The sequence below is a fragment of the Mesorhizobium sp. P160927 genome, from assembly GCF_057766385.1.
Window position 1 is genome coordinate 5,074,311 of record NZ_JBYMDW010000001.1, and the last position, 25,672, is coordinate 5,099,982.

Genomic DNA, 25,672 nt, shown 5'->3' on the forward strand with positions numbered 1-25,672 from the left:
TCTAGCCATTGGGAAGCGGCGCGGGGAGTAACAAGGTGGTCGTGAAACCCGCCACCGGCGGCGTCATCCAGCGGCGCGCCCGGCCATGGCCGAAGGACTGTACCTTGCCGGCCTCGGCAAGCGGCTCAAGCGCCCGCTGCACACTGCGCTGGCCGGTTCCAAGTGCCAGCGCCAGGGCCGAGCTCGACCAGGCCTCGCCGTCGGCCAGCAAGGCAAGCACGGCCGCGTGCCGTTCCTCGATCGGCCGCGCCAGCACCATCACCGCATGGGCCTGGCGCGGCGCCAGCGTGAAGCCATGCCTGGTGGCGCTGATGCCGGCCAACGCGCGAAGCTCGGCACGCAGCCGCCCGATCTCGACGCGCAGGCGCGCGCGATGCGATTCATCGGCATGCTTGCCTCCGAAGGCCCGTGCCACGAGTTCCCCTCGCGACACGTCGCCGGGCCAGGCTTCGGCGAGCGTCCGCGCCAAGGCGAACAGCACAGGCCGGCTCGCCAGCGAAATCGTGGTCCGCCCGACCCGCACGGCGTAGCGGAAGGCATCGACGACCAGCGCCGGCGACCCCTGCAATGCCTCCACCTCTTCGAGCAGCAGCGGCTGCTCCCTGCCCTGCGCGATCAGCCGCGCCGCGGGTGTCTCCAAGGCCAGCCACGCGCTGTCGACCTCCGCGATGAGGCCGGGAATGCCCGCCTTGCGAGCGGCATGGCGCGCCCACTCCAGCGCCGCGCGCGCCGGCCTGGTCCGCAGGCGCCGCATCGCGATGCCGGCGACGGCGAGTTCGTGGGCGGCCCTTGCCGCCGGCGGCAGCGGCGCCGGGTCGAGCCCGGCCAGCACATGCTCGGCCTCGTCGAGGCGGCCGATCAAGAGCAGGCGCCGCACCTTGAGATGGCCGGCATGCGCCGCGTTCAACCGGTCGCCATGCTTTTCCAGCGCCGTGCGGGCCGCGTCGAGCGCCTTGGCCGGCCAGCCCAAATCACGCGAAACCAGCGCGATCTCGGCCTCGGCGACGACGCATCTGGCGCGCGCCACCGCCTCCTTCGGACTGAAGGCACGCGCGGCCCGCCGCAACAAGAGCTTGGCGCGATCGAAGTCGCCGAGCTGCGCCATGGCAATGCCGCGCAGCGCCAGCGCCGGCGCATCCTCGCGCAGGGCGACGCGGTCGAGCGCGCCGAGCGGATCGCCGGTCGCCAGCGCCAGCGCTGCGGCGGTGATCAGCGAGTCCATTCAAATCCCGTCACACTTGTAACTCCCACCTCGGCGTCGCGCGGCCCTAACTTACGTCAGTACCGTCAACCAGCAAGACGTGCCGGCAATGACGGCAGCAAGGGAGAATCAGAAAATGCCTGCCTCCACCGACCTCGACCTCGACGCGGCCAATGATACGGCCAAGCACGCCGCACGCCACCCCTGCTGCGCCGGGCCGGATCTCTCGGATTTCGCCGCGCCTGCGGCTCCCCGACATGCCCAGGCAACACCACACCGCAAAGACGCCACGACTGGCAAAGGAGAAGACCAATGACCATGAAGACTCCCCCGATCGTTTCACAGCAGGATTGGAACGCCGCGCACGAAAAGATGCTGGTGAAGGAGAAGGCGACGATGCGCGCCAGGGACGCACTGTCGGCCGAACGCCGGCGCATGCCGTGGACGGAAGTGGATAAGGCCTATGTCTTTGAGGGCCCCGACGGCAAGGTGAGCCTTCTGGACCTGTTCGAAGGCCGCCGCCAGCTCATCGTCTACCGCGCCTTCTTCGAGCCCGGCGTCTATGGCTGGCCCGATCACGCCTGCCGCGGCTGCTCGCTCGGCGCCGACCAGGTCGGCCACCTCGCCCATCTCAACGCCCGCGACACCACGCTCGCCTACGCCTCTCGCGCCCCGCAGGAAGACATTGCGCGGCTGAAGCAGCGGATGGGATGGGAGATGCCCTGGTACACCATCACCGACAGCTTCGACAAAGACTTCGGCGTTGACGAATGGCACGGCCACAACGTGTTCATCCATGACGGGAACCGTATCTTCCGCACCTATTTCATCAACAACCGCGGCGACGAGGCGTTGGGCACCGTCTGGAGCTATCTCGACGTCACGCCGCTCGGCCGCCAGGAGGTGTGGGAAGACTCGCCCGAAGGTTATCCGCAGACGCCACTCTACAGCTGGTGGAACTGGCACGACAATTACGATGCCGGGGCCGACAAGAAATGGGCCGAAGTGTCAGCTGCCGGCGAGGCCGCGTTCCGCGACAAGGGCAACCAGTAAGCTGGCGCAAACCTGTCCAGCCTGGGTTCCTCTCCCGCCTCCGGCAGGGCCGAGGACCCCAGGCCCTGACGGGCGGCAACCAAGAAGGGAATAAGATCATGAGCGATATCCATTCCGGCATCGGCATGGTGACCCCCGAAAATGTCGCCCCCCGTGGCATCGCCGACTGGCTATGCCTCGCCGCGGCGCCGACCTTTGCGGCGATGGCGCTGCTTTCCCGTCTTCAGGGCGGCGACGGGACCATGCTGTGCATGGGCGACTCGCCGCTGACCGGCTCGATCCTGACCGGCATGCCGGCCATGTATCTGCTGATGAGCGCTTTCCACCTGGCGCCCTGGCTAAGGGTGATCTCCCGCCGCTAGGCGGCACCAGTGTAGTCCAGGATATCATCTCGTTGGTTTGCGCACCCGCATGCTGGCGGGCTTCGCGCTTCGCCGCCGCATGGCTGCCGGCGGCGGTCGCCAGTTCGGCCACGCCGGGGATGTCTTATCCCACCGTCTCGTAGCGGGCGCGGCTCAGGCTGACCAGGCAGGCGATGGCCGCGCAGATGCCGGCCAGGACCAGCGCGAGGCTGGGTGCGCCTGTCACCGGTAGGGTCGCGAAAATGATCGACATCGAAATGGCGCCAAACGTTTGTCCCAGCAGCCGTGCCGTGCCCTGCATGGCTCCCGCCGCACCGCTGCGCGCCTTGGGTGCGGAGAGAAGCAGGATGCGGTTGTTCGGCGTCTGGAAGAGACCAAAACCCGTGCCCGCGACGACGGTTCCGACCAGGAAGGCAATCGCCCTTGGACCGGGCGGTGTCAGGCCCGCGATCAAAAGGCCGATCGCCAGCAACCCGCCGCCGGCGGCGCACAGCCACGCCGTCTTGAAACGATCGGCCAGCCGCCCCGAAATCGGCGCTATGATGATTGTCGCGATGGGCCATGGCATCATGTAGAGACCCGCCTGGACCGGGCTCATATGCAAGGTGTGCTGCAGGTAGAATGGCAGCGCGACGTAGCTGAGCATCTGCCCGGTGAAGCACGAGATCGAAGCGATGACGGCCACCCGGAAGGCTGGATCGGCCAGGAGGTCGGTCGGCACGATCGGTGCGGCACTCCTGCGTTCGAGAGACAACAAGATGACGAGGCACAGGACGGAACAGCCGATCAGGATCGACCCGCTGACCGGCGCACCGGCGATGCGATCGGCCCCCGTGAAGAACAGGATGAACATCAGCGTGTTGGCCAGCAATGCCGCAACGTTGAGGTGACGCTTCACGCCATCCAGATGCGCAAGCAAGCCGCCGGACAACAGGACGATGATGCCGATCGGGATGTTGACGGCGAACAGCCACGGCCAGCTGGATACGGAGAGGATCGCGCCGGCGACGCCAGGGCCGGCGGCCGCGGAAATCGCAATCGTCATCGCGTTGAAGCCGATGACGGTTCCAAGCAGCCGCTGGGGCACCGAAACGCGCAGGTTCATCGGCCCGGTCGCCATGATGGCGCCCGCCCCCAGCCCCTGGATGGACCGGGCAGCCACAAGAACAGGCAGGCTGCCGGCGAAGGCACAGCACGCCGAAGCCACCGTGAACAGCGCGACACCCAGAAGAAAGACACGCCGGGGGCCGTGGATCTCGCCCAGCGCGCCGCAAGGCAAAAGGGCCACAAGCACCGCAAGCTGGTAACTCGATACCACCCATACGGTGCTGCTGGCACTGGCATTGAGCGACGCCGCGATGGATGGCAGCGCGACATTGGCGATGGCGCCGTCCAGCACAACGAGCACCAGCGTCATCAGCAGGACGCCAATGGCCAGGTAGCGGCGTGGCGACGGCAGGCCGTCATGGGCGGGATTGATCGTTGCGGCTATGGACATCGGAGGCTCCGCTTCGTTGGTTGTCTCCGCATCGATACCGCTCACCCCATAATTGCACCAGACGCAACGGGGTAAACTGACCGTTGCGTCAAACGCCTCACCCCGTTAAGCTCTCTCATGCTCAATCTCGACTTGAACCTTCTGGTGGCGCTTGACGCCTTGCTTCGGGAGCGCAGCGTCTCGGGCGCCGCCAAGAAGCTTGGCCTCAGCACGTCCGCGATGAGCCGCACACTGTCGAGGTTGCGGCTGGCGCTAGGTGATCCCATCCTGGTTTCGGCGGGACGCGCCATGGTGGCGACGCCTCATGGCGAAGCGATCGCCGAACAGGTGCACACGCTGACGTCGGCGGTCCGGTCCGTCCTCAGCCCATCGCCGGAGATCGATATCAGCCAGGTGCGGCGCGATTTTACCATCCGGGCCAATGAAGCCTTCGTGCTGCTCTACGCCGCGCGTCTCCATGCCCTTGTCACCAGTGCCGCGCCCGGCATAAGGCTGCGCTTCGCGCCCCGGCCGGACAAGCGCATCGAACTGCTGAGAGAAGCCACGATCGACCTCGATATTGGCGTGCTTTCGGGTGCTGGCGCCGAATTGCGCGGTCAGACGTTGTTCGACGACCGTTTTGTCGGCGTGGCGAGAGCGGGGCATCCCCTTCTGGAGACCGAAATAACGGCTGAACGTTACGCCGCGTGCCGGCACGTGGTCTCATCCCGGCGAGGCCATTTCATTGAACCGGTCGATGAAGCGCTCGCCGAACTCGGCCTTTCGCGAAAGGTCGATCTGGTGGTGCCTAGCTATCCGGCGGTTGTCGCAGTCGCGGCCGCATCCGATCTTGTCGGACTGGTGCCGCGTTCGTACCATCTGGGTGCGACAGGCCGTACCCACATGTTTGATCCGCCGGTGGCAATCCCAGGCTTCACCATCACCCAGGCATGGCACCCCCGCATGGATGCCGATCCCGTGCATCGCTGGCTGCGATCGTTGATCTTCAAGGAGTTTCCGGACGCGGTTCGTCGATTCGAGCAGCCGGCGACGGCAGGGAGTCTGGCGGCGGATCGACGGCGGACCGACTGATCTTATCGTTTGTCATCGCTCGCCTCATGCCGGAGGGCGGGCGGCGTTCGCCCTCTCATCCAGCCTTCGCCGCCCCGAACCGCAACCCGTCCATCAGGAGCTTGACCAGGCGGCGCGAACGGTCGCGCCACTCGGGCGTATCTGGTGCCGAGTAGATGCCGCCGAGTGCATGCAGCACGTCGGAGGCATCGACATCGCCGCGGATGGTGCCGTCGGCCACCGCCGCCTCGACCAGTTGCCGCAGCGCTTGCGACACCCGTCCCGACGTATCCGAAAACAGCGTCGAATTGGTGGTGAACAGGATGCGCAGGCTGGTCGCAAGGCCGCGCTTGGTAGCGATGTAGTCGACGAAGCGGCGCATCCATTCTTCCAGCGCCACATCGGAGGGATGTCTTGCCGCGAGCTCGCCGGCCGCCGCGCACAACCCCTCGGCCTCGCGGCGGTAGACCACCTCGACCAGATGCTCGCGTGTCGGAAAATGCCGGTAGAGCGTGCCGATGCCGACACCGGCGCGCCGCGCGATCTCCTCCAGCGAGGCGTCGATGCCGCGCTCGGCAAAGACCGCAGCCGCCACCTCGACCAGCCGGTCGCGATTGCGCCGTGCATCCGCACGCAGCGACTTGGCGGCGGCGGGTTTTTGGTCAGCAGTTGTGACGGGCTCAAAAGCCAATTTTTTTCTCCACCAAGGATATGGGGGCTTGAACCACGCCTGGCTAGCCCCCAAGTAGATAAACGGAGGCGCCTCCGCTTTAGTGGAGCACGTTTATCATATAATCAGGGGAACCGGTATGTCACGCCTTTCGAAGCCGCAACCCGCCACTTTTCCAACCCGCGGGAGATTGGCCGCAGCCTGACCTTGCCCTGCCCCGCCCCCTACCCCAATTCTTCCCCTCAGCGTCAAGCAACTGGAGCCAGGCGCCCATGACCAGCCTTCCCATCTCGCTTACCGTCAACGGACATCGACACGAACTGGAGGTCGACCCACGCGTAACCTTGCTTGACTTGCTGCGCGAGCGGCTTGAACTCACCGGCACAAAGAAGGGCTGCGACCGCGGCCAGTGTGGCGCCTGCACGGTATTGGTCGACGGCAAGCGCATAAACTCCTGCCTGGCGTTGGCGGTCAGCCATGACGGCGCCGAGGTGCTGACCATCGAAGGCATCGCTCACGGTGAAGAACTGCACCCTGTGCAGGCCGCCTTCATCGCCCATGACGGCTTCCAATGCGGTTTCTGCACGCCCGGCCAGATCATGAGCACGCTCGGCTTGATCGCCGAAGGACAGGCTGGCGACGATCCCGAGCGCATCCGCGAGGGGCTGAGCGGCAACATCTGCCGCTGCGCGGCCTATGGCGGCATCGTCGAGGCGGTCCTGGAAGCCCAGAAAAACATGGCCGACACCGCCACGACCGAGGCACGCAGGAGGACCGCGGCATGAGAGACTTCGATTTCATCAGGCCCGCCACCGTCTCCGACGCCATAGCGGCGGCGGCCGAACCGGGTTCGGCTTATCTCGCCGGCGGCACCAATCTGCTCGATCTGATGAAGGGCGGCATCGCCAGCCCCGAACGGATCGTCGACATCACCCGCCTGCCGGAACTCAATCGCATCGAAATGCTGGATGATGGCGGCCTGCGCATCGGCGCGCTGGTCCGCAATGCCGATCTCGCACATGATCCGGCCTTCGCCAAGGCCTATCCGGCGGTGGCCGAAGCGCTGCTTTCGGGCGCCTCGGCGCAGCTTCGCAATGCCGCCACCGTCGGCGGCAATCTGCTGCAGCGTACGCGGTGCAGTTACTTCTACGACACCGCCAGCGCCTGCAACAGGCGCGAACCCGGTTCCGGCTGCTCGGCACTTGGCGGCGAGAACCGCCTGCATGCGGTGCTTGGCTGGAGCGATGCCTGCATCGCCACCCATCCCTCCGATTTCTGCGTGCCGCTGGTGGCGTTGGACGCCGTCGTCGAGATCGAGGGCAAGGGAGGCCGGCGCCACGTCACCTTGGAGGAATTCCACCGGCTTCCGGGCGACACGCCGCAGCGCGAAACCGTGCTGCAGCCGGGCGACCTGGTCGTTGCGGTGCGCCTGCCGGCGGAAGCAGCGTCCTTCGCCGCCCACGCCCGCTACCTGAAACTGCGCGAACGCACCTCCTATGCCTTCGCCGTCGTTTCGGCTGCCGCTGCCCTGACGGTCGCCGACGGCAAGATCCGCGCCGCGAGGCTGGCGCTCGGCGGTGTCGCGGCCAAGCCATGGCGGGCGCGCTCGGCGGAAGCGGTGCTGCTCGGCGCCGATGCCGACGAAGCGAGCTTCGTTCGGGCCGCGGATGCGGCTCTGGCCGACGCCAGCCCCTCCGGCGACAATGCGTTCAAGATCGAGCTTGCCCGCCGCATTGTCGTCAGGGCGCTGATGTCCGCGCAGGCAGGCACGCCCGCTCTGATGCCCGCTTTGCCTGCTTCCCCTTTTTCCTCCCTTCCCGGAGTGCGTCATGACGCTTGAACTCGGCCTCAACCAACAGCCTGCCCATACGCGCCAAGGCTCCAGCATCGGCCAGCCGCTGACCCGTCGCGACGGATTTTTAAAAGTCACCGGGACCGCGCGCTTTGCCGCCGACAACAATCCGCCCGGCATGCTCTATGCCGTGCTTGCCGTCTCCAGCATCGCGCGCGGCCGGGTTGTCTCGCTGGATGTCGAGGCGGCCAAGGCGCATGCGGGCGTGGTCGAGGTGATGACGCCTCTGAACCGGCCGGCGCTCGCCGTCGATCCGGATGCCAAGGACCATCCCTTCATGTTTCGGCTCGACCTGCTGCAGAATGATGGGGTTCGCTACCCCAACCAGAGCATTGCCGTGGTGATAGCGCAGACGCTGGAAGCGGCGACCGAAGGCGCGGCGCTGTTGTCGCCGCGCTATGAGGAGTTGCCGGCGCGCGTCGGTCTGGACGGCGCCAAAAGCTTCGTGCCGCGCGGCGTTGGCGTCGGCAACCCGGCGGTGCAGGAGAAGGGCGATGTCGAGGCCGGCCTCAAATCGGCAAGGACGCGGATCGAGGCGACCTACGAGACGCCGGCCCAATACCACAACGCCATGGAGCCCCACGCGATCGTCGCTGCCTGGGATGGCGACCGGCTGTCGATCGACACGCCGAGCCAAGGCCTGGCCATGGCGCAGGGCCGCATCGCCGGCCTGTTCGGCATTGCGCCGCAAAACGTCCATATCCGCAGCCCCTTCCTGGGCGGCGGCTTCGGCTCCAAGGGCATGATTTCCGGACCGCAAGTGCTCGGCATCCTGGCGGCGCGTCTCGTCGGCCGCCCGGTCAAGCTGGTGCTCCGGCGCGAGCAGATGTACGGCCCGGTCGGTCACCGCGCCCCGACCCGCCAGACATTGCGCATGGGCATGGATGGCGAAGGGTTGCTGACCGCGATCTCCCATCACGCCAGGACCACGTCGAGCACGTTCGACGATTTCTTCGAACCTGCGGCGGACGCCTCGCACACGCTCTATGCCAGTCCGGCCATCGCCACCTCGCACGATGCCGTGCGGCTCGATACCGGCACGCCGCTGTTCATGCGGGCCCCGGGCGAGGCCACCGGATCGATCGCGCTTGAGAGCGCCATCGACGAGGCGGCCCATGCCTGCGGCATGGACCCGCTGGAATTCCGGCTCAGGAATTATGCCGAGGTCGAACCGATGACCGGCAAGCCGTTCTCCTCCAAGGCGCTGCGCGAATGTTACGAACAGGCCGCCGAGGCGTTCGGCTGGGCGAGCCGCCCGCTGCAGCCGCAGCGGATGCGCGACGCCGACGGTTTCCTCACCGGCTGGGGCATGGGCACGGCGACGTTCCCGGCACTCATGTTCCAGGCCGAGGCACGCGCGGTGCTGAGGGCCGACGGCAGCGGCTTGATGGAGACCGGCGCTCAGGACATGGGCCAAGGCGCCTGGACGGCTTTTGCCCAGATTGCAGCAGACGGGCTGGGGCTCGACATCGACCAGGTCGATTTCAGGGCCGGCAGTTCCGACCTGCCCAATGCGGGTATCGCCGGCGGGTCGGGTCACACGGCGACGGCCGGCATGGCCATCCACAATGCGGGTGCGGCCGTCATCGCCAACCTTGCCGATCTCGCCACCGGCGACGAAGCCTCGCCGCTGTTCGGAGCCGGCAATGAAGGCGTTGTTGCACGCGGCGGACGCCTTTATCGGCGCGACGACGAAAGCCGCGGCGAAAGCTATGCCGAGATCCTCGTCCGCGCGGGCCTGACCGAAATCGAGGGCCGGGGCAAAGGCGCTCCGGATCCGGCCTCCCAGGAGACTTACGCCAAGCACGCGCATGGAGCCGTCTTCGCCGAGGTGAAGGTCGACCCGGATCTCGGCCAGATCCGCGTCACCCGGCTGGTCGGCGCATTCGCCGCCGGACGCGTCATCAATCCGCGGCTGGTGCGCAGCCAGTACTATGGCGGGATGATCTGGGGCGTTTCCTTCGCGCTGCACGAGGAAGCCGTCACCGACCGGCGTTTCGGCCGCATCCAGAATGCCAACCTGGCGGACTATCATGTCCCGGTGAATGCCGACGTGCCCTCGGTCGAGGCGCTGCTGGTTCACGAGGACGACCCTTATGTGAACGCCCTCGGCATCAAGGGCGTTGGCGAAATCGGCATAACCGGGACTGCCGGCGCCGTCGCCAATGCGGTCTGGCACGCGACCGGCGTGCGCGCACGGCGCTTTCCGATCCGAATCGAGGACCTGCTGGGGTGACGAGCGGTCCGCCCGAAACGACAGGCCCGCGCCAGGGCAGGCAAGCGGTCGGTCGGACCGCCCTGCCCCAGTCGAGTTCATTCCACAGCGTCAAGCAACTGGAGCCAGACGCCCATGACGAGCAAGACCACAATTCCCGTCCATCTCGATATCAACGGCCAGCATCACACGCTGGAACTCGAGCCGCGTGTCACGCTGCTCGACGCCTTGCGTGACAGGCTCGGCCTGACCGGCACCAAGAAGGGCTGCGACCACGGCCAGTGCGGCGCCTGCACCGTCCATGTCGACGGCGAGCGCGTGCTGGCCTGCCTGACGCTGGCCGCGCAAGCCGAGGGCCGCGCCATCGCCACCATAGAGGGGCTTGCACGGGAGGGCGAACTGCATCCCGTGCAGGCTGCCTTCCTCGAGCAGGACGCCTTCCAGTGCGGCTATTGCACGCCAGGCCAGATCATGTCGGCGGTGGCCTGCATCCGCGAGGGCCACGCCGGGTCGGACGAGGAGATCCGCGAATACATGGCCGGCAATCTCTGCCGCTGCGGCGCCTATCCGCACATTGTCGCCGCCGTGCGCCAGGCAGCGCTGGAGGCCGCGTCATGAGGGATTTTTCCTATTTTCGCGCCACCTCGGCTGACGCCGCCCGCCAGCCGGCCGCGCTCCCCGGCGCCATGCTTCTGGCAGGCGGCACCACGCTGATCGACCTCGCCAAGTGCGGCGTCGCCGAGCCCGACACGCTGGTCGATATCACCCATCTCAAGGGGTTCGACCAGATCGAGGTCGACGAGCGCGGCGTCGTCATCGGCGCGCTCGCCAGGATGGGCCATGTCGCCGACCACGCGGACATCAAGAGCCGCTTCCCCGCCATCTCCGAAGCGCTCTGGCAGGCAGCCTCGGCGCAGATCCGCAACATGGCGACGATCGGCGGCAATCTGATGCAGCGCACGCGCTGCCCCTATTTCCGCGATCCCGCGAACTTTGCCGCCTGCAACAAGCGCGAACCAGGCAGCGGCTGTTCGGCGATCGGCGGCGTCACCAGGGGCCATGCCGTGCTTGGCACCAGCGAGGCTTGCATCGCCATGTATCCCGGAGACCTCGCCACCGCGCTCGTCGCCTTCGACGCAACGGTCCACCTCGGCGAACGGCGCGTGCCGGTGGAGGACTTTTTCCTGCTGCCAGGCACGACGCCCGACAGGGAACACGCGATCGAGCCGGGCGAGATGATCACCGCTATCGAAATCCCTTCTTCCGCCGTCGCCCGCCGTTCGACCTATCTGAAGATCCGCGACCGGCAGTCCTATGAGTTCGCCGCGGCCAGTGCCGCCGTCGGGCTCGAACTGGAGGCCGACGGGCGCACCATCCGCAACCTGCGCGTGGCGCTCGGTGGCGTCGCCACCAAACCCTGGCGGGCGCGAGCCGTGGAAGCCGCGCTGAAAGGCAAGGTGCTCGAGCCGGAAGCCGTTCGCACGGCCAGCCTGCTCGCCGTCGAAGGCGCGGTCGACCATGGCGCCAACCGCTACAAGGTCGAACTCGCGCCGCGCGTCGTCGCACGCGCCATCCTCAAATTGGGAGAAGCGGCATGACCGTTCACATCGCAAGCACTGTTTACGTCGGAAGACATGGCGACGCGTCCGACGGCGCGCAGGTGGAGACCGTCGGCGGCCGGCTGTCGCGCGTCGACGGCCCGGCCAAGATCACGGGTGCGGCGAGATACGCGGTCGAGCAGCAGCTCGAAGGGCTCGCCTATGCCGTGCTGGTCGAAAGCACCATCGCATCCGGCAAGGTGCGCGCCATCGAGACGGCGGAGGCCGAGAATGCGCCGGGCGTCCTCAAGGTGTTGACACCAGACACCATCATCAGCCTGAAAACCGCCTCGGACTGGTTCGGCACGCCGCCGCCGGACAATCCGTATTGCCCGCTGGCGCGCGACGTCACCTTCTCGGGCCAGCACGTCGCCGCCGTGGTCGCCGAGACCTTCGAGCAGGCCGTGGCCGCCGCGGCGATGGTCAAGGTCAGCTATGATGAGACGCCGGCCATCGTCGACCTCAGCGACGGCAAGGCCGGCGACGGCATCCCGGTCGATGCCATGACCAAGGAATGGGGCGACGCGGCCGCCGCCTTCGCCTCCGCTCCGGTGCGCGTCTGCGCCGCCTACAACACACCGCGCGAATACCAGGCGCCTATGGAACCGCATGGCCTGATCGCCCGCTGGGAGGGCGACCATCTCACCGTATGGGAGCCGAGCCAATGGCTGGACGGCATGGCGCGCACCTATGCCGAATGGTTCGGCGTGCCGTTCGAGAATGTGCGGCTGGTGTCGCCCTATATCGGTGGCGGCTTCGGCTCCAAGGCGCTGGCGCTGAGCCATGGCGCGATTGCCGCAAGTGCCGCGAAAATGCTCGGCCGGCCGGTGCGGCTGGTAATGACGCGGCCGCAGACCTTCACCGGCTATGGCGGCCGCGCCGCGACGCGGCAGACGGTGACGATCGGCGCCGACCACGACGGAAAAATCCAGTCGATCGTGCATCGCGGCGTCAACGAAACCTCCATCGACGGCATGTGGGTCGAGCCGCTGGGCTCGGTCACCTCGATCATGTACGCGACGCCAAACTTCTCCTCGAAACAGAACGTCGTGCGAGTGAATTCGGTGGTGCCGGGCGCTATGCGCGCCCCGGGCGAAAACCCGTCGGCCTTCGGCATCGAAAGCGCCATCGACGAGCTCGCCTACGAGGTCGGCATCGATCCGCTGGAAATCCGGCTGCGCAACTACGCCGAACAGGATCCGCACGCGAAAAAAGCCTGGTCGACCCGGCAGTTGCGCGAGGCTTTCGCGGCGGGTGCCGAACGCTTCGGCTGGGCCAGGCGCACGCCTGAGCCACGCTCGATGCGCGACGGCAACCATCTGGTCGGCTGGGGCGTGGCCGCCGGGACTTATCCGGTGCGGCGCGCCTATGGCGAGGCCATCGTGCGCATCTTGGCCGACGGTTCGGTCCAGGTCGAAAGCTCCTCGATCGACATGGGCCAGGGCACCTACACGATCTTGGCGCAGACCGCCGCCGAAACGGTCGGCGTTGCGGCCGACGACGTGGTGGTGAAGCTTGGCGATTCGCACTTCCCCCGCGCCGGCGTCGCCGGCGGCTCGCGGCTGGCCGGCGTGATGACGGGCGCCGTCCACAAGGCCGCGACCTCGGCGCTCGACCAACTGGTCGGCCTGGCGATCAGCGATCCGCGCTCGCCCTTCAACGCGCTGCAGGCCAACACTTTGGTCGTCGCCAAAGGCCGCATCGCCACGCCGCGCGGCGACGGCCCCGACGTCTCGATCGCCGAATTGCTGAAAAGCGTCGGCCGCGACCGCATCGAAGCGACGGGCGACACCATGCCGGCCAATTCGACAGCGGATGATCGCTATAGGAACTACACCACCATCGCCATGGCGCTGCCGCACACCGAGGGCGACTATTCCCGCCACTCCTGGTGCGCCCATTTCGTCGAGGTGCGCGTCGACGAGGATTTCGGCACGGTGCGTGTGTCGCGGGTCGTGTCGGCGCTGGATTCAGGCCGCCTCTACAATCCGAAGCTGGCCGAGAGCCAGTGGAAGGGCGGCATCATCATGGGCATCGGCCAGGCGTTGCTCGAAGAAGGCATCGTCGACCGCCGCCACGGCCGCATCGTCAACAACAACCTCGCCGACTATCTCGTCCCGACCAACGCCGACGTCCCCGACATCGAGGTGATCTCGGTGGGGATTCCCGACCCGCACTCCTCGGTGCTCGGCGGCAAGGGCGTCGGCGAACTGGCGATCGTCGGCATGGCGCCGGCCATCGCCAACGCGGTGTTCCATGCGACGGGAAAGCGGATACGCGACCTGCCGATCACGCTGGATAAGCTAATTTAACGGTGAGGCTGCCAATCTCCCCCTCGAGGGGGGAGATTGCACGTTGCGACGGTTTCGCGAATTTCAACGTTGAAGAAATGGCGCCTGCGCCGATCACCACTCCAGCCCGAACACCAGCTTGCCGAAATGCAGGCCGCCGGCGGCCATGTGAGCGTAGGCTTCAGTGGCTTCATGAGGTGAAAACACCTTGTCGACCACTGGCTCGATCCGGGCTGCGCCGACGGCGCGCGCGGCGTCGAGAAGATCGGACACGGATCCGGTGTTGTTGCCGACCACCTTCAGCGCCTTGATGATGATCGGCAGCAGATTGATCGTGGCTTCGGCACCGGTGACGAAGCCGATGGTGAACAGCGTGCCGCCGGGCGCGGTGGCGTTGACGGCGCGGGCGAAGGTGGCGCTGCCCCCGGTCTCGACGACAAGGTCGGCGCCGAGGCCGCCGGTCAGCTCCAGTACCTTGCCGTCCCAGTCGGGCGTCGCGCGGTAGTTGATGAGATGATCGGCGCCAAGCGCCTTCGCTCGCTCCAGCTTTTCGTCCGACGACGAGGTGATGATGACGGTCGCGCCGACGGTTTTGGCAAGCTGCAGGGTGAAGATCGAGACGCCGCCGGTGCCAAGCAGCACGACAAACGAGCCCGGCCCGACATCGGCGGCGCGGATGGCGTTCCAGGCGGTGGTGCCGCAGATGGGCAGAGTCGACGCCGCCTCGAAGGAAAGATGCGCCGGCACCGGCACAAGCGAATTGGCCGGCAACGCGACATATTCGGCCAGTGACCCCGGCAGCGAAATGCCGCGCATCTGCCTCATCTCGTAAGGCCGCGGCGGCCCACCGATCCAGCGCGGCTTGGCATGCGCGACGACGCGATCGCCGATAGCGAATTTCGCAACGTCCTCGCCCAGCGCCACGATCTCGCCGGCGCCGTCGGCGACAGGGATGAGCGGAAAGCTCGGTCCGGGATAATTGCCGCTTGCCACCGCCACATCGACGAAATTGAGGCTCGCCGCACGCTGGCGGATCAGCACCTCTCCGCGCTGCGGTTCGGGGGTTGCAACGGTGGCGGCGCGGAAGGCGTCCAGCCTGGGCTGGCTGAGTTCGATGGCTTTCATGATTTCACTCCGTTGGGACGATTGATGGATTGAGTGAACCTATTTGTTGCGCTATCTCTGGATAATCCTTGCTTTGAGCAATTGAGAACTGTGATTTATGCAGCAATCTCACGAACCCGCTGCCCTTGCCGAGATGGCTGCCTTCGCGGCCATCGCCGAGGCGCGGTCCTTCACCAAAGCGGCGGCGCGGGTCGGGCGCGACGCGACCATCCTGTCGCGGCGCCTGCAATCGCTGGAGAGGCGGCTCGGGGTGAGGCTGCTCTCGCGCACGACGCGCAGCGTCTCGCTGACCGAAGCGGGCGCCGAATTCCTGGTGCGCGTGCGCGCCATCCTTGCATCCGTCGACGAGGCCGAGGCCGTCGCGTCCGCGCATGCCGGAGGCCGCCCCCGCGGCGTTCTCAGGTTGGCGCTGCCCGGCACGTTCGGGCGCATGTGGATCGGGCCGCTGCTGCCTCAATTCCTCGCCGAATTTCCCGATGTCCGCATCGAGGCCGAACTCTCCAACCGCTTCACCGATCTGGTCGCCGAGAATTTCGACGTCGCCGTGCGGCTGGGCAGCCTGGAGGATTCGCGCCTGGTGGCACGCAAGGTGGCGACGCGACGCAGGCTGCTCTGCGCGGCTCCCTCCTATCTCGCCCGCAGCGGCACGCCGGAGACGCCGCGGGCGCTGCTCGACCATTCCTGCCTGGGCTTCTCGGGCTTCCAGACCTTTCCGGCTTGGGAGATGACCGACCGCGAGGGCCGGCGCGCGCGCGTCGAGGTATCCGGGCCGTTGGTCAGCGACGATGCCGAGGTGCTGGTCGAGGCCGCCGTGCAGGGGCTCGGCCTGATGATGAGCACCGACTGGCTGGTCGGGCGCGAGCTTGCCGACGGACGGCTGGTGCCTGTGCTGGAGGAGTGGACCTTGGCGGATGAAGGCGCCGTCTATGTCGTCACGCCCTCGGCCAAGGGAAAAGCCGCCAAGACCCGCGCCTTCACCGACTGGATCGGCAAGCGCTTCGCGCCGGAACCGCCCTGGCGGTAAAGCCGCTGACCCGCTGGCGGTAGAGACCGCGCGCTCCGCCTTCAGGGCCAATGAGTCGCTAGGGCATGCCGATGTCCGACACGAGTTGACGAGGCCGGCTCGACGGTAGTGGAAGCCGGCATCGACATGAAAGTGTCGCCCAATGCCACGCTCGGCCTGTCCTATTCCGGGCAGTTCGGCGGTGGCGCGTCGACAACGGCGCCAAGGCAAACCTCAGCGTCAAGTTCTGACGACAACAGGCAGCCGGCTCGCGCCAAATTGACGTCGCCGGGCGGTCCTGGCGTCCACCCCTACTCCGGCGACGGCACCGGCGGCTTCGAGGTTAGCGCGGTGCCGGCGGCGGCCACGATCACGGCGGCGATGCCGGCCAGTTGCGGCGTGGTAAGGCTTTCCCGCAGGAACAGGAACCCGGCCAGCGCGCCAAGCCCCGGCTCGAGGCAGGTCAGCGTGCCATAGATGCGCGCCGGCATGCGGGTCAGCGCCACCATCTCCAGGAAGAACGGCAGGGCACTGGAGAACAGGCCGACGAGCAGCGCGCTGACCAGGATCGACGGCGCGAGCAGGCCGCTTCCCGCCTCGGCGATGCCAAAGGGCAGCACCAGCACGGCGGCGATCGCCATGCCATAGGCGGTGGTGGGGGTGCCGAGTTCCGCGCCCGCCTTCTGCGCCAGAACGATGTAGAGCGCCCAGAACCCGCCGGCCGCCAGCGCCAGCATCACGCCGATCGGGTCGAGCGGCTTTAGCGAGTGGATGAAGGGCGACAACAGCACGATGCCGGCGACGGCAAGCGCGATCCAGGCGAAGTCGCTGGCCCGCCGAGAGGTCAGTGTCGCCACCAGCAGCGGACCGGAAAACTCCAGCGCCACCGCGACGCCGAGCGGGATCCTGGCAAGTGCCGCGTAGAACAGAAGGTTGAGCGCGCACAGCGTCACTCCATAGGCGACGAGCCACGGCATGGTGGCGCGCGAGGGCCATGCCTGCCAGGGCCGCAGCACCGCGATCAGCATCAGCGCGCCGATGACCAGCCTGAGCGTCGTCGTGCCTTGCGCGCCGATCACCGGAAACAGCGTCTTGGCGAAGGTGGCGCCGATCTGGATCGACACCATGGCCCCCATCAGCGCGGCGACCGGCAGGGGTGCGGCTTCGCGGCTGGCAACCGGCATTGATGTCACTTGTGTTCATCCTCCATGCGCAGAGGCGAAAACCTGCCCGGCGGCACTGCAATAGGATGAACCAGCCTGCCTGTCGTGAGACAGGGCGGATACCTCGATGGGGGCACGGCCAGAGACGGCCGCCGTCCTCGGTTCAGGGATTTCCGCCGCAACGGCGGTACCGGGCGGGACAACCACTACACACTTTTTCTGGGATTGCTCTAGGCCGCGGCGGCGGAGCGCTTGAATACGATCGTGACCCGGGTGCCTTCGTCGGCGCTGGAAGTCACGTCGAACTCAGCCTTGGCGTTCTCTGTCAGCGATTGTGCGATGAGCGCGCCGAGCTTGCCTTGTTTGGGCCAGCTCTCGCCTTCCGGCAACCCGATCCCGTCATCGGCGACGACGACCCGGCAGCCATCCCCGTTCACGACGCTATGCAGCGTGATCGTCCCGCTGTCGCGCCCGCGAAATGCATGCTTGAGCGCGTTGGTCAGCAGTTCGTTGACCACCAGGCCGGTGGGCATGGCAACGTTGATCGAGACCGGGTAGGTGTCCACCTTCATGTCGAGGCGGATGCCCTCGACAGCATGCGAGCTCATCACGGCGGACGCGATCTGGCTCAGATAGACGCCGAGATCGACCTCCTCCTTGTGCTCCTCGCCCGATAGCGTTTGGTAAAGGATGGCCAAGGCGTCGACGCGGCCAGCCAGTCTTTCGAAGCGTTTCCGGTCCGGCTCGGTCGCATTGCGCGTTTCGAGGCGGATCAGGGCGGTGATCATCTGCAGATTGTTCTTCACCCGGTGCTGCAATTCCCGCAACAGCGTGTCTTTCTCGCGGACGCGCTCCTCGATCGAGCCCGCATCTTCGGTCTCGCCATGGACCGAGACGTCGACCAATGCCACCAGCCGGAAGCAGGCCTTGCCGTTGTCGTCCTCGATGACGTTGGAATAGACGTCTACGATCGCATGCTTGTCCTCGGCTCGCTCGAGCCGGAACGTGCCGACGAAATCGGTCCCGTCGACCACCGCATCGGATAGCGCGCGGTCCTTCTGCTGGTGCAGGCCAATGCCCGAAAGTGCCGCCCAATGCCTCTGAGCGAGGCTCGCCGCCCTTAGGCCCGACAGTTTCTCGAACTCGGGATTGGCGTAGACGACACGTTCCTGCCCGCTGAGGTCCGAAACGGCGATGGCAATCGGCACCTGGTCGAGGAACTTCTTGAACTGTTCGCTTTCCAGCGCGCTAGCAAGGTCCGGCGTCTCCAGCAACTGCTCGACCGTTTCCGCCTTATCTGAATTCGATGTCATCTGTTGCATCCAGGAATTCTCTGGACGCACCAATATCAGCGAAGCGATGCGCGAGCTATCGCCAAAAATGCCACGTTCACCGGCATTAGGAGCAGGCCCTCGCCAGCCAGGTGCCGCGCAACGGCGACGCCATGGTGAAATCCAGGCCATCACCAAGACGCTCGGCCGAGGTCAAGGCCACGGCGCACGCGCTGAACCAGCTCTCGTCCAGGCTGAAGACGGCCACGGAAAGCCGCATACGGCTGGTGGCCGCCGCCGGCCATGGCCTACGCACGCCGATCACGCGCATGCGGCTGCGCGCCGAATTCCTCGACGAGGAGATCATCGAGCGCTACGGGCGGCACCGTGAGGCTGAAGAACCGCCAGGGCGGCGGGCTGGCGCGGACGGTGGTGTTCGCGGCGGTGTGATTGGGTCAGGCCCGTCCACATCGCGAAAGGCAGCCCAATGCTGGGACTGCCAAGCAACGAGGCCCGCGAAGCGCGCTACGACGTGGCGCGCAGATTCCTGCGGATGGGACGTCTGCCCGTTGCACGGGCTTTCTCGGCCACCACGGCGGCGATCTCCACCACCTCGCCCTCGCGCGATTTGCCGTTGGTGGCCTTGTGGAGCCGCTCGTAGGGCAGCAATTCCTTGATCCGGGCATTGAGCGACGCGATTTCGGCCCTCAAATCCTCGCATTCCTGCCGCTGGACATCCCTTTGTATGTCCTCCGATGCCTGTTGCAGCGCAAGTTGCGAAAGATTGGCGTTCGCTTTCGAAAGGCTCAGCTTGTCCGCTTCGTTCTCGTCGGTGAGCGCGGACAATCTTTCATCGGCGATTTTCTTTTCGGCCACTGCATCGTCCAGGTCGGTCTTGAGCCTGGCGATTTCGGCGGCGGCCGCACTGTTCTCGTTCGAGGCCCGCTCCAGCCGCGATTCCAGGTCTTGTATCCCGGACCGCAATCCGCGCATTTCCGTCTGGCCGCGCGCCCGTTCGGCTTCCCAGTCGCCTTGCATCAGGCTGGCCGTTTCGGTCTTTTCCGCCAGCTTGGCCTGTGTGGCCTCGAGCGCCTTCTGCAGCCGGATCTCCTCTTTCTCGCTCTTGCCGAGCGCCGCCATCAGTTCGGCAAGGCGCGCCGCTTCGCTGGCGTGGATTGCGGAAAGCTCGTCCAGCCTGTGGCGCGCCTGGCTCTCCCGCTTCAGCACCTTGTCGAGTTCGACCGACAGGCTGACATGTTTTTCCCGCAGCATCTTGCTCTCGCGCAAGCGCCTGTTGGCCTCGACCGTCCTTGCCGTCAGCCGGTTGGCGATGTCGCCGAATTCCGCGTCGCGTTTGGCGCTGGCATTGCCCATCTCGGCGAGCTCAAGCCTTGCCGCCGCCAGCGTTGCGCGAAGCGCGTCCCGGTCCTGGACCAGGTCTGTCTCGCGCTGCTGCAGCACTTCGCACGTGCTGTCACGCTCGCGCAGCTTCGCCGCCGTGTCGTGCAGCTTTTCCGACAGCGCTCTTTGCTCGGCGATCAGGCCGGCGTTTGCGAGTTCCAGCTCATTGGCGCGAAGAATGTCGGTGTGGAGGATGTTGAGGAATTCGCGCGTCAGATGGTGCGAGGTCGAGATTTCCGACAATTTGCCGTTGATCTCATCCAGATAATCCCTGGCGTCGTGGAACATTCCTTCGAAGGCGTTCAACGCCGCGAGCCGGGTCTGGGCATGGGGCGTCAGTCGTGGCGTGGTTTCGGCGGTGTCGGCGTTGCCCGCATCGTCGGGATTGTCCGCGCCCTCCGCTTGCGCCGCATCGGCTTGGGGTGGCGAGACGGGTGACGGGTCAGCGGGGACATCGTCGCCCTGTGGCGGTGCCTCGAATTCGCTGTCAAGGCTGGCATCCAGGGCGTCCGCCAGATCGTCCTGCAACTCCTGGAGTGCATCGTCTACGTCTTCAGCACGCTTGATCAGGCTCTTGAAGTTCATACGGAACTCCCTCTTACGCAATCAAAACCAGATATTTAACAAACTGCTAATTTGTATCCTTACATCCGCTGGTTCCGCTGGGGAAGCCCCCCTAGGGAAATGTAAATTTCAGACATTTGGGGATTGCACTGCCGCGACAGCCAGTGCCGAGTACCGGGCTGGCGCAGACCGTAGCGTTCGCGGCGGTGTCAACGCTTCTCGTGCATATTCCGTGTACAGCCTGATATGCTGCCAGCAAACGCTTGCAAGTCGAACGGGAGGGGGTGGAGATGTCGATCAAGGTGATCGGAACCGGCTTTGGCCGAACTGGCACGGATTCGATGCGCAAGGCGTTGGCCATTCTCGGCTACGGCCCCTGTCATCACATGCATGAAGTGATCGGCAACGAGGAGCAGAAACGGATGTGGCGTGCGCTGGCCCAAGGTGCCGCGCCGGATTGGAACCAGCTGCTGTCGGGCTATGTCTCCTGTCTGGACTGGCCTTCGGCGTACTACTGGCGCGAACTGATCGAATTCTATCCAACTGCCAGGGTGATCCTGACCTACCGCTCGGCCGAAAGCTGGTGGGAGAGTTTTGAAAAAACGATCGCGAGGGGACTTGAGCAAAGCGTCGACCAAGAATCGCTGGGCCTTGCCCTGATCGCCAAGCAGGTGTTCGGCGGCCGGCCGGGCGATCGAGCGCATGCCATTGCCTGCTACGAGGCCAATGTCCGTGCGGTGTACGCCGAAGTGCCACCGGAGCGGCTGCTGGTCCACGCTCTTGGCGATGGCTGGGAACCGCTGTGCACCCATCTGAGCGTTGCGATACCGGATCAAGACTATCCCAATCGCAACAGCGCCGCGGGCTTCAGGTCGAGATTTTCGCTGAACTGATCTGGACCAAAACCGGCGGTGTCGGCCCGGCAATCCGGACACCTCGCCCCACATGGAGTGGGGCGAGGAAAAGGCGCACGGTTCTACCCCGCCATGGCCAGCGGCACGGCGCTCTTGTTGGGGATCTGGATGTCGATTTCCAGCGTCGACATGGTCTCGCCGCGATCCATTGAGACCTGGAGATAGTCCTGGTCGATCTGCACATGCTTGGCGATCACAGCCATGATCTCCTCGCGCAGAATGGAGACGAGGTCGGGCTGGCCACGGCTGCGGCGCTCATAGGCGAGCAGCACCTGCAGCCGCTCGCGCGCCACCGGCGCGCTGGTGCGCCGCTTGAAGAGGTCGAGGATGCTCATGCGGCCCTCCTTCCGAGCAGACGGTCGAGGAAACCCTTGCGTTCGAAGGGCACCACCACCGGCAAATCTTCGCCTTCGAGCCGCCGTGCCGCTTCGAGATAGGCGCGTGCCGCGTTGTTGAGCGGTTCCGACAGCGTCACCGGCGAACCGAGATTGGAGGCGCGCAGCACATCCTGGCTTTCCGGGATGATGCCGAGCAGCGGCACCGACAGGATTTCCAGGACGTCGTCGATCGAGAGCATTTCTCCCCGCGCGGCGCGCGCCGCGTCATAGCGCGTGACCAGCACATGCTTGGCGATCTGCTCACCCTGTTCTGCGCGCATGGTACGGGCGTCGAGCAGGCCGATGATGCGGTCGGAATCGCGCACCGACGACACTTCCGGATTGGTGACGATGACGGCCTCGTCGGCAAAGCGCATGGCGAGCTGCGCGCCGCGCTCGATGCCGGCCGGGCTGTCGCAGAAGACATAGTCGAAAACCGAACGCAGCTTGTCGATCACCTCGCCGACGCCGTCCTCGGTCAGCGCGTCCTTGTCGCGCGTCTGCGACGCCGGCAGCAGGAACAGCGTGTCGACGCGCTTGTCGCGGATCAGCGCCTGCGACAGCTTGGCCTGACCCTGGATGACGTTGACGAGGTCGAAAACGACGCGCCGCTCGGCGCCCATGATCAGGTCGAGATTGCGCAGGCCGACGTCGAAATCCACCAGCGCCACCTTCTTGCCGGTCTTGGCGACCGCGGCACCCAGCGCGGCCGTCGAGGTGGTCTTGCCGACGCCCCCCTTGCCCGATGTGACGACCACTACCTTGCCCATGGAAAAAGCCTCCGTTGCCTGTTGTCGTTCGTTGTGCCGTGCGCCGCACGGCTGTTGTCAGAGCCTGCCATCATGCCATCCCAAACCGGTCCGAGGCTTGCGCGCGGCGATGCCTCGGCGCTTGTCCTGGCCGGAACCGTTAAGCCGGGCGTCAGCACCGCGCCGGCCTAGTTCAGCGGCACGACGGCGAGCATGTCGCCTTCGAGGAAGGCCTGCACGGCCTTGCCGCGCGAGACGCCTTCCATCTCTTCGGCGGTGGTGTACCAGCCGTCGACCGAAATCAGCTCCGCCTCGTTCTTGCGGCAGAAGATGCGTGCCGAGCGATTGCCCTGCGAGCCAGCGATGGCGCGGCCGCGTAAAGTGCCATACACATGGATAGAGCCCGCCGCGATGATTTCGGAGCCGGACGCGACCGAGCCCAAAACGATGACATCGCCATGCGGATGAAAGATCGACTGGCCCGAGCGGATCGGCGACTTGACCATCAGCGTGCCGGCCTGGACCGTTTCGATGGCGCCGGCTTCCGCCATGGCCGCCTTGCCCTTGCCGGCCTCGGCCCTGCCTTCGTCGACCTTGCCCTCGCCTGCCTTGACTTCCCCGGCTTTGACTTCGCCTGCCTTGACTTCGCCGGCTTTGACTTCGCCGGCCTTGCCGGCATCCTTGCCGCGATCCGAAAACACGGTTTCCAGCTTGCCGGCTTCATCAGCCGCCTCCGCCTTGCCCTTGCGGCCGGGCTGAGACAGCAGGCCATCCGTAGTGGCCTCCTTGGCGGCGCTAAGCAGCGGCGGCAGGTCAAGCCCGAGGGAGGCCCCTTCAAGCTCGATCGCGTAGACCCGGATGCCCCGCGCACCAAGCGAAGCAACCAGCAGCGCGATGTCGGCGACGTCGGGCTTCAGTACGTTCAAATCGAGCACCACCGGCCGCCCCGCAAAATACCCTGGCGAATTGCCGATCCAGTGATCCAGCCCCTCCAGCCAGGCGGAAATCGGCGCCTCCGGCGTGAGCGTAAAGGCCACGAACGAACGGGCGCGAAAACGAATGGATTTTGTTTCGACGGGGGCGGCAAAGGTCACGGCCAGCGAATCCTTACTGAGAGGTAAACGCTAGGGGGTTAATGGTTAACGAATGGTTAACGGCAAAGGGCAACTCGGCAGCTAGCGCGAGAAATCGGGAGGTCTGCTAAGCGCCCCGCGGAGACCGGCGACAGGTGCGGGCTGCTCCCGAAGCAGGCGCATCAGCGGCGGCGCGAAGCTGATCGAATGGCTGCTACCAGGTGGGCATCTTCGAAGGGCTTGCTGATCAATGCCACGTCGTCAGGGCGGTCCGAGATTTTCTCGGCATCGGCGTAGCCCGTGACGATGAGTGCCGGCCAATCCGCGCGCAAGCTTCGGGCGAAGCGGATGACGTCGATGCCGGAGATGAGCGGCATGGCGAAGTCGGTTACGATGACGTCGAAACGGTCCGGCTCCTTTTCGATGGCGGCAAGGGCCTGGGCGCCGCCCGAAAACGCCGTCACGTCGAAGCCCGATTGCCGCAGCGACATCGCCGTCAACTCCCGCAGGGACTGACTGTCGTCGACGAGCAGAACAGTCGGCAACTCATCCTCGGCCGCCGTCGGGAGGTCCGTGCCGGCATTGTTGGCGGCACTGGCTTCGAAAACAAGCTCATCTTTAGCGGTGATGTCCTGCGCCTCGCGTGAACGCGGCAACCAGAGCTCCATGGTTGTGCCGTGGCCAAGCTCGCTGTCAATCCTGAGCGTGCCACCCGACTGCTTGGCGAAACCATAGACAGTGCTGAGGCCCAGACCCGTGCCCTTCCCGATCGGCTTTGTCGTGAAGAACGGCTCGATCACCTTGCTGATGACATCCGCGGCGATACCTGTCCCGGTGTCCTCGACCGCAAGCCTGACATAGTCGCCCGCGGCAAGCCCCTGGCCGGTGGGGCCGACGCTGCGATTGTGGGCCTTGACGCGGATTGTCCCGCCGGAAGGCATCGCGTCCCGGGCGTTGAAGACCAGGTTCATCAACGCAAGCTCAAGCTGCGCCGGGTCCGCATGCACCGGCCATGTATCTTCACCGACATGCCAGTCGAATCGCACCAAGCCGCCCAGGATCGGCGCCACCAGGCCGGTCATCGTGTCTCCCAGGGTCGACATACGCACGGCAACCGGCTTCAGATCCTGGCGCCTTGAAAAGGCGAGCATGCGCTGGATGAGGTCCTTGCCCTGGGAAGCGGAGCGGCGCGTCATGTCGAGAACCTGGGCCGCCTTGCCGTCGAGGCTCACTTGCCTTTCGAGCAGGCTCAGCCCGGAGAGGATCGCCGCAAGCAGATTGTTGAAGTCGTGGGCAAGTCCGCCGGTCAGCTTGCCGACCGCGTCGAGCCGTTGCGATTGCAGCAATTGGCTTTCCAGATGGCGCTGCTCGGTGATGTCCTGCATGGTGCCCAGCAGTTCGAGCCCGGCGCCATCCCTGGCGACCACTCCCTGATCGAGGAATATCCGGTATTCCTCATTGGCGCGTCGCCAGCGGAACTCGCACGCATAAGAGCCGGTCTCGTGGGCGGCCGAAAGCGATCTTGTCACTACGTCCCGATCAGCCGGATGGACCCGGCTGATGCCGAAATCTGGATCCGCCATGAACCGGTCCGAAGAAAATCCCGTCAACCGCTCGACCCCCTTGGAAACATAGGTTGCGGCGAATGGCGCCTCGGCTGTGCGGGCGTGAAAACAAATCGGCAGCGAAGCGAGGATCGTCTCCTGCCGGGCCTCGGAATGCCGCAGCGCCCGCTCGGCGTCGAGCTTGTCGGACGTCGCCTTCAGCGCTCGCTCAAGCAGCAGCTGCTCCCTGGCCGCGTTCCGCTCGATTTCCCTCGTCTTTTCATAGAGATCGACGAAGACCATGACCTTGGACCGCAGCATCGACGGGTCGAATGGCTTGAACAGATAATCCACCGCGCCGGCGTCATAGCCGCGCAACATATGTGCTTCTTCCTTGTTGATGGCGGTCAGGAAGATGATCGGTGTGGCGTTCGAACGTTCGCGCCTCCGGATCAGGGAAGCGGTTTCGTAGCCGTCGAGACCGGGCATCAGCACATCCAGCAGAATGACGGCGAAGTCGTCCTTGAGCAGAAAGCGCAGCGCCTCGTCGCCCGACTGAGCGCAAATCACCTGCCCGACCCCGTCGAGTGCCTCCTCTATGGCGAGGAGATTCCGCGCGTCGTCGTCGACAGCGAGAACGCGAACCGGCCCCAGCTTTTCGAACGGTTCGCTGCTTTCTGCTTCCATCGCGGCCATAG

General features: G+C 65.9%; 22 protein-coding genes and 1 pseudogene. 12 read left to right on the top strand and 11 right to left on the bottom strand.

Annotated features, from left to right (window positions below):
• Position 1: 1 nt before the first annotated feature.
• Positions 2-1,222, bottom strand: coding sequence for a helix-turn-helix domain-containing protein (locus AC3CB8_RS24775; RefSeq protein WP_352563614.1), 1,221 nt, complete (start codon positions 1,220-1,222; stop codon positions 2-4).
• Positions 1,223-1,513: 291 nt separating this feature from the next.
• On the opposite strand from AC3CB8_RS24775, the gene AC3CB8_RS24780 reads away from it, so the two are divergent.
• Together AC3CB8_RS24780 and AC3CB8_RS24785 are read left to right on the top strand one after the other, a co-directional pair.
• Positions 1,514-2,254, top strand: a complete 741-nt coding sequence (locus tag AC3CB8_RS24780; protein ID WP_023774862.1) for a DUF899 domain-containing protein — start codon at positions 1,514-1,516, stop codon at positions 2,252-2,254.
• Between the two features lie 98 nt (positions 2,255-2,352).
• A complete protein-coding gene (locus AC3CB8_RS24785; RefSeq protein ID WP_023774861.1) occupies positions 2,353-2,616 on the top strand; it encodes a hypothetical protein in 264 nt (87 codons plus the stop codon).
• Between the two features lie 124 nt (positions 2,617-2,740).
• Here the strand turns inward: AC3CB8_RS24785 and AC3CB8_RS24790 are convergent, their stop codons facing one another.
• Positions 2,741-4,033 (bottom strand): MFS transporter, encoded by a 1,293-nt coding sequence (locus AC3CB8_RS24790; RefSeq protein ID WP_435053022.1) that lies wholly within the window; start codon positions 4,031-4,033, stop codon positions 2,741-2,743.
• Positions 4,034-4,231: 198 nt separating this feature from the next.
• Here AC3CB8_RS24790 and AC3CB8_RS24795 point away from each other — a divergent pair, with 198 nt between their 5' ends.
• Entirely contained in the window at positions 4,232-5,185 is a 954-nt protein-coding gene (locus tag AC3CB8_RS24795) for a LysR family transcriptional regulator (RefSeq protein WP_352563613.1), read from the top strand.
• 55 nt (positions 5,186-5,240) lie between these two features.
• Here the strand turns inward: AC3CB8_RS24795 and AC3CB8_RS24800 are convergent, their stop codons facing one another.
• A complete protein-coding gene (locus tag AC3CB8_RS24800) occupies positions 5,241-5,855 on the bottom strand; it encodes a TetR/AcrR family transcriptional regulator (RefSeq protein WP_023795646.1) in 615 nt (204 codons plus the stop codon).
• 251 nt (positions 5,856-6,106) lie between these two features.
• On the opposite strand from AC3CB8_RS24800, the gene AC3CB8_RS24805 reads away from it, so the two are divergent.
• The 6 genes from AC3CB8_RS24805 to AC3CB8_RS24830 all read left to right on the top strand — a co-directional run bounded on the left by AC3CB8_RS24805 (position 6,107) and on the right by AC3CB8_RS24830 (position 13,811).
• Complete coding sequence (locus AC3CB8_RS24805; RefSeq protein ID WP_023774856.1) at positions 6,107-6,619, top strand: (2Fe-2S)-binding protein; 513 nt, start codon at positions 6,107-6,109, stop codon at positions 6,617-6,619.
• Positions 6,616-7,674, top strand: a complete 1,059-nt coding sequence (locus AC3CB8_RS24810; RefSeq protein WP_023784435.1) for an FAD binding domain-containing protein — start codon at positions 6,616-6,618, stop codon at positions 7,672-7,674. The genes AC3CB8_RS24805 and AC3CB8_RS24810 overlap by 4 nt, the downstream gene beginning before the upstream one ends.
• The gene (locus AC3CB8_RS24815) at positions 7,664-9,922 is read left to right on the top strand and encodes a xanthine dehydrogenase family protein molybdopterin-binding subunit (protein WP_352563612.1); all 2,259 of its coding nucleotides are present in this window, start codon (positions 7,664-7,666) and stop codon (positions 9,920-9,922) included. The genes AC3CB8_RS24810 and AC3CB8_RS24815 overlap by 11 nt, the downstream gene beginning before the upstream one ends.
• A 114-nt stretch (positions 9,923-10,036) precedes the next feature.
• Positions 10,037-10,519 carry a (2Fe-2S)-binding protein gene (locus AC3CB8_RS24820; protein WP_023795643.1) on the top strand — a complete coding sequence of 161 codons (483 nt, stop codon included), beginning with the start codon at positions 10,037-10,039 and terminating at the stop codon, positions 10,517-10,519.
• A complete protein-coding gene (locus AC3CB8_RS24825; RefSeq protein WP_352563611.1) occupies positions 10,516-11,499 on the top strand; it encodes an FAD binding domain-containing protein in 984 nt (327 codons plus the stop codon). The genes AC3CB8_RS24820 and AC3CB8_RS24825 overlap by 4 nt, the downstream gene beginning before the upstream one ends.
• Entirely contained in the window at positions 11,496-13,811 is a 2,316-nt protein-coding gene (locus AC3CB8_RS24830) for a xanthine dehydrogenase family protein molybdopterin-binding subunit (RefSeq protein ID WP_352563610.1), read from the top strand. The genes AC3CB8_RS24825 and AC3CB8_RS24830 overlap by 4 nt, the downstream gene beginning before the upstream one ends.
• 93 nt (positions 13,812-13,904) lie before the next feature.
• Here AC3CB8_RS24830 and AC3CB8_RS24835 read toward each other — a convergent pair whose 3' ends face one another.
• On the bottom strand, positions 13,905-14,915 hold the full coding sequence (locus AC3CB8_RS24835) for a zinc-dependent alcohol dehydrogenase family protein (protein WP_352563609.1): 1,011 nt from the start codon (positions 14,913-14,915) through the stop codon (positions 13,905-13,907).
• A 97-nt stretch (positions 14,916-15,012) separates the two neighbouring features.
• Here AC3CB8_RS24835 and AC3CB8_RS24840 point away from each other — a divergent pair, with 97 nt between their 5' ends.
• Positions 15,013-15,939: a LysR family transcriptional regulator gene (locus AC3CB8_RS24840; RefSeq protein WP_352563608.1), complete on the top strand. Its 927-nt coding sequence runs from the start codon at positions 15,013-15,015 to the stop codon at positions 15,937-15,939.
• A 290-nt stretch (positions 15,940-16,229) separates the two neighbouring features.
• On the opposite strand, the gene AC3CB8_RS24845 is transcribed toward AC3CB8_RS24840, so the two are convergent.
• Both AC3CB8_RS24845 and AC3CB8_RS24850 read right to left on the bottom strand, forming a co-directional pair.
• Complete coding sequence (locus tag AC3CB8_RS24845) at positions 16,230-17,111, bottom strand: EamA family transporter (protein WP_352563607.1); 882 nt, start codon at positions 17,109-17,111, stop codon at positions 16,230-16,232.
• Between the two features lie 200 nt (positions 17,112-17,311).
• Positions 17,312-18,394 (bottom strand): sensor histidine kinase, encoded by a 1,083-nt coding sequence (locus tag AC3CB8_RS24850; protein ID WP_023784428.1) that lies wholly within the window; start codon positions 18,392-18,394, stop codon positions 17,312-17,314.
• A 161-nt stretch (positions 18,395-18,555) separates the two neighbouring features.
• Between AC3CB8_RS24850 and AC3CB8_RS24855 the strand changes: the two are divergent.
• Positions 18,556-18,714: pseudogene (locus AC3CB8_RS24855) on the top strand (two-component sensor histidine kinase); the annotation flags it as partial.
• Between the two features lie 163 nt (positions 18,715-18,877).
• Here the strand turns inward: AC3CB8_RS24855 and AC3CB8_RS24860 are convergent.
• Positions 18,878-20,338, bottom strand: coding sequence for a coiled-coil domain-containing protein (locus AC3CB8_RS24860; RefSeq protein ID WP_352563606.1), 1,461 nt, complete (start codon positions 20,336-20,338; stop codon positions 18,878-18,880).
• Positions 20,339-20,607: 269 nt separating this feature from the next.
• Here AC3CB8_RS24860 and AC3CB8_RS24865 point away from each other — a divergent pair, with 269 nt between their 5' ends.
• Positions 20,608-21,210 carry a sulfotransferase family protein gene (locus AC3CB8_RS24865; RefSeq protein WP_352563605.1) on the top strand — a complete coding sequence of 201 codons (603 nt, stop codon included), beginning with the start codon at positions 20,608-20,610 and terminating at the stop codon, positions 21,208-21,210.
• Between the two features lie 83 nt (positions 21,211-21,293).
• On the opposite strand, the gene minE is transcribed toward AC3CB8_RS24865, so the two are convergent.
• From minE to AC3CB8_RS24885, 4 genes are all read right to left on the bottom strand, one after another.
• A complete protein-coding gene (minE, locus tag AC3CB8_RS24870) occupies positions 21,294-21,566 on the bottom strand; it encodes a cell division topological specificity factor MinE (protein ID WP_023774842.1) in 273 nt (90 codons plus the stop codon).
• Positions 21,563-22,378, bottom strand: a complete 816-nt coding sequence (gene minD / locus AC3CB8_RS24875) for a septum site-determining protein MinD (RefSeq protein ID WP_023774841.1) — start codon at positions 22,376-22,378, stop codon at positions 21,563-21,565. Before minD ends, minE begins: the two co-directional genes overlap by 4 nt.
• A gap of 167 nt (positions 22,379-22,545) precedes the next feature.
• Positions 22,546-23,451 (bottom strand): septum site-determining protein MinC, encoded by a 906-nt coding sequence (minC, locus tag AC3CB8_RS24880; protein WP_352563604.1) that lies wholly within the window; start codon positions 23,449-23,451, stop codon positions 22,546-22,548.
• A gap of 161 nt (positions 23,452-23,612) precedes the next feature.
• Positions 23,613-25,670 carry a response regulator gene (locus AC3CB8_RS24885; RefSeq protein WP_352563603.1) on the bottom strand — a complete coding sequence of 686 codons (2,058 nt, stop codon included), beginning with the start codon at positions 25,668-25,670 and terminating at the stop codon, positions 23,613-23,615.
• Positions 25,671-25,672: the final 2 nt, after the last annotated feature.

What these genes read in the sequence shown, in the direction of transcription:
- AC3CB8_RS24775 (WP_352563614.1), bottom strand. Translation starts at nt 1,222, where the DNA reads ATGGACTCGCTGATCACCGCCGCAGCGCTGGCGCTGGCGACCGGCGAT.
- AC3CB8_RS24780 (WP_023774862.1), top strand. Translation starts at nt 1,514, where the DNA reads ATGACCATGAAGACTCCCCCGATCGTTTCACAGCAGGATTGGAACGCC.
- AC3CB8_RS24785 (WP_023774861.1), top strand. Translation starts at nt 2,353, where the DNA reads ATGAGCGATATCCATTCCGGCATCGGCATGGTGACCCCCGAAAATGTC.
- AC3CB8_RS24790 (WP_435053022.1), bottom strand. Translation starts at nt 4,033, where the DNA reads ATGACGCTGGTGCTCGTTGTGCTGGACGGCGCCATCGCCAATGTCGCG.
- AC3CB8_RS24795 (WP_352563613.1), top strand. Translation starts at nt 4,232, where the DNA reads ATGCTCAATCTCGACTTGAACCTTCTGGTGGCGCTTGACGCCTTGCTT.
- AC3CB8_RS24805 (WP_023774856.1), top strand. Translation starts at nt 6,107, where the DNA reads ATGACCAGCCTTCCCATCTCGCTTACCGTCAACGGACATCGACACGAA.
- AC3CB8_RS24810 (WP_023784435.1), top strand. Translation starts at nt 6,616, where the DNA reads ATGAGAGACTTCGATTTCATCAGGCCCGCCACCGTCTCCGACGCCATA.
- AC3CB8_RS24815 (WP_352563612.1), top strand. Translation starts at nt 7,664, where the DNA reads ATGACGCTTGAACTCGGCCTCAACCAACAGCCTGCCCATACGCGCCAA.
- AC3CB8_RS24820 (WP_023795643.1), top strand. Translation starts at nt 10,037, where the DNA reads ATGACGAGCAAGACCACAATTCCCGTCCATCTCGATATCAACGGCCAG.
- AC3CB8_RS24825 (WP_352563611.1), top strand. Translation starts at nt 10,516, where the DNA reads ATGAGGGATTTTTCCTATTTTCGCGCCACCTCGGCTGACGCCGCCCGC.
- AC3CB8_RS24830 (WP_352563610.1), top strand. Translation starts at nt 11,496, where the DNA reads ATGACCGTTCACATCGCAAGCACTGTTTACGTCGGAAGACATGGCGAC.
- AC3CB8_RS24835 (WP_352563609.1), bottom strand. Translation starts at nt 14,915, where the DNA reads ATGAAAGCCATCGAACTCAGCCAGCCCAGGCTGGACGCCTTCCGCGCC.
- AC3CB8_RS24840 (WP_352563608.1), top strand. Translation starts at nt 15,013, where the DNA reads ATGCAGCAATCTCACGAACCCGCTGCCCTTGCCGAGATGGCTGCCTTC.
- AC3CB8_RS24850 (WP_023784428.1), bottom strand. Translation starts at nt 18,394, where the DNA reads ATGACATCGAATTCAGATAAGGCGGAAACGGTCGAGCAGTTGCTGGAG.
- AC3CB8_RS24860 (WP_352563606.1), bottom strand. Translation starts at nt 20,338, where the DNA reads ATGAACTTCAAGAGCCTGATCAAGCGTGCTGAAGACGTAGACGATGCA.
- AC3CB8_RS24865 (WP_352563605.1), top strand. Translation starts at nt 20,608, where the DNA reads ATGTCGATCAAGGTGATCGGAACCGGCTTTGGCCGAACTGGCACGGAT.
- minE (WP_023774842.1), bottom strand. Translation starts at nt 21,566, where the DNA reads ATGAGCATCCTCGACCTCTTCAAGCGGCGCACCAGCGCGCCGGTGGCG.
- minD (WP_023774841.1), bottom strand. Translation starts at nt 22,378, where the DNA reads ATGGGCAAGGTAGTGGTCGTCACATCGGGCAAGGGGGGCGTCGGCAAG.
- AC3CB8_RS24885 (WP_352563603.1), bottom strand. Translation starts at nt 25,670, where the DNA reads ATGGCCGCGATGGAAGCAGAAAGCAGCGAACCGTTCGAAAAGCTGGGG.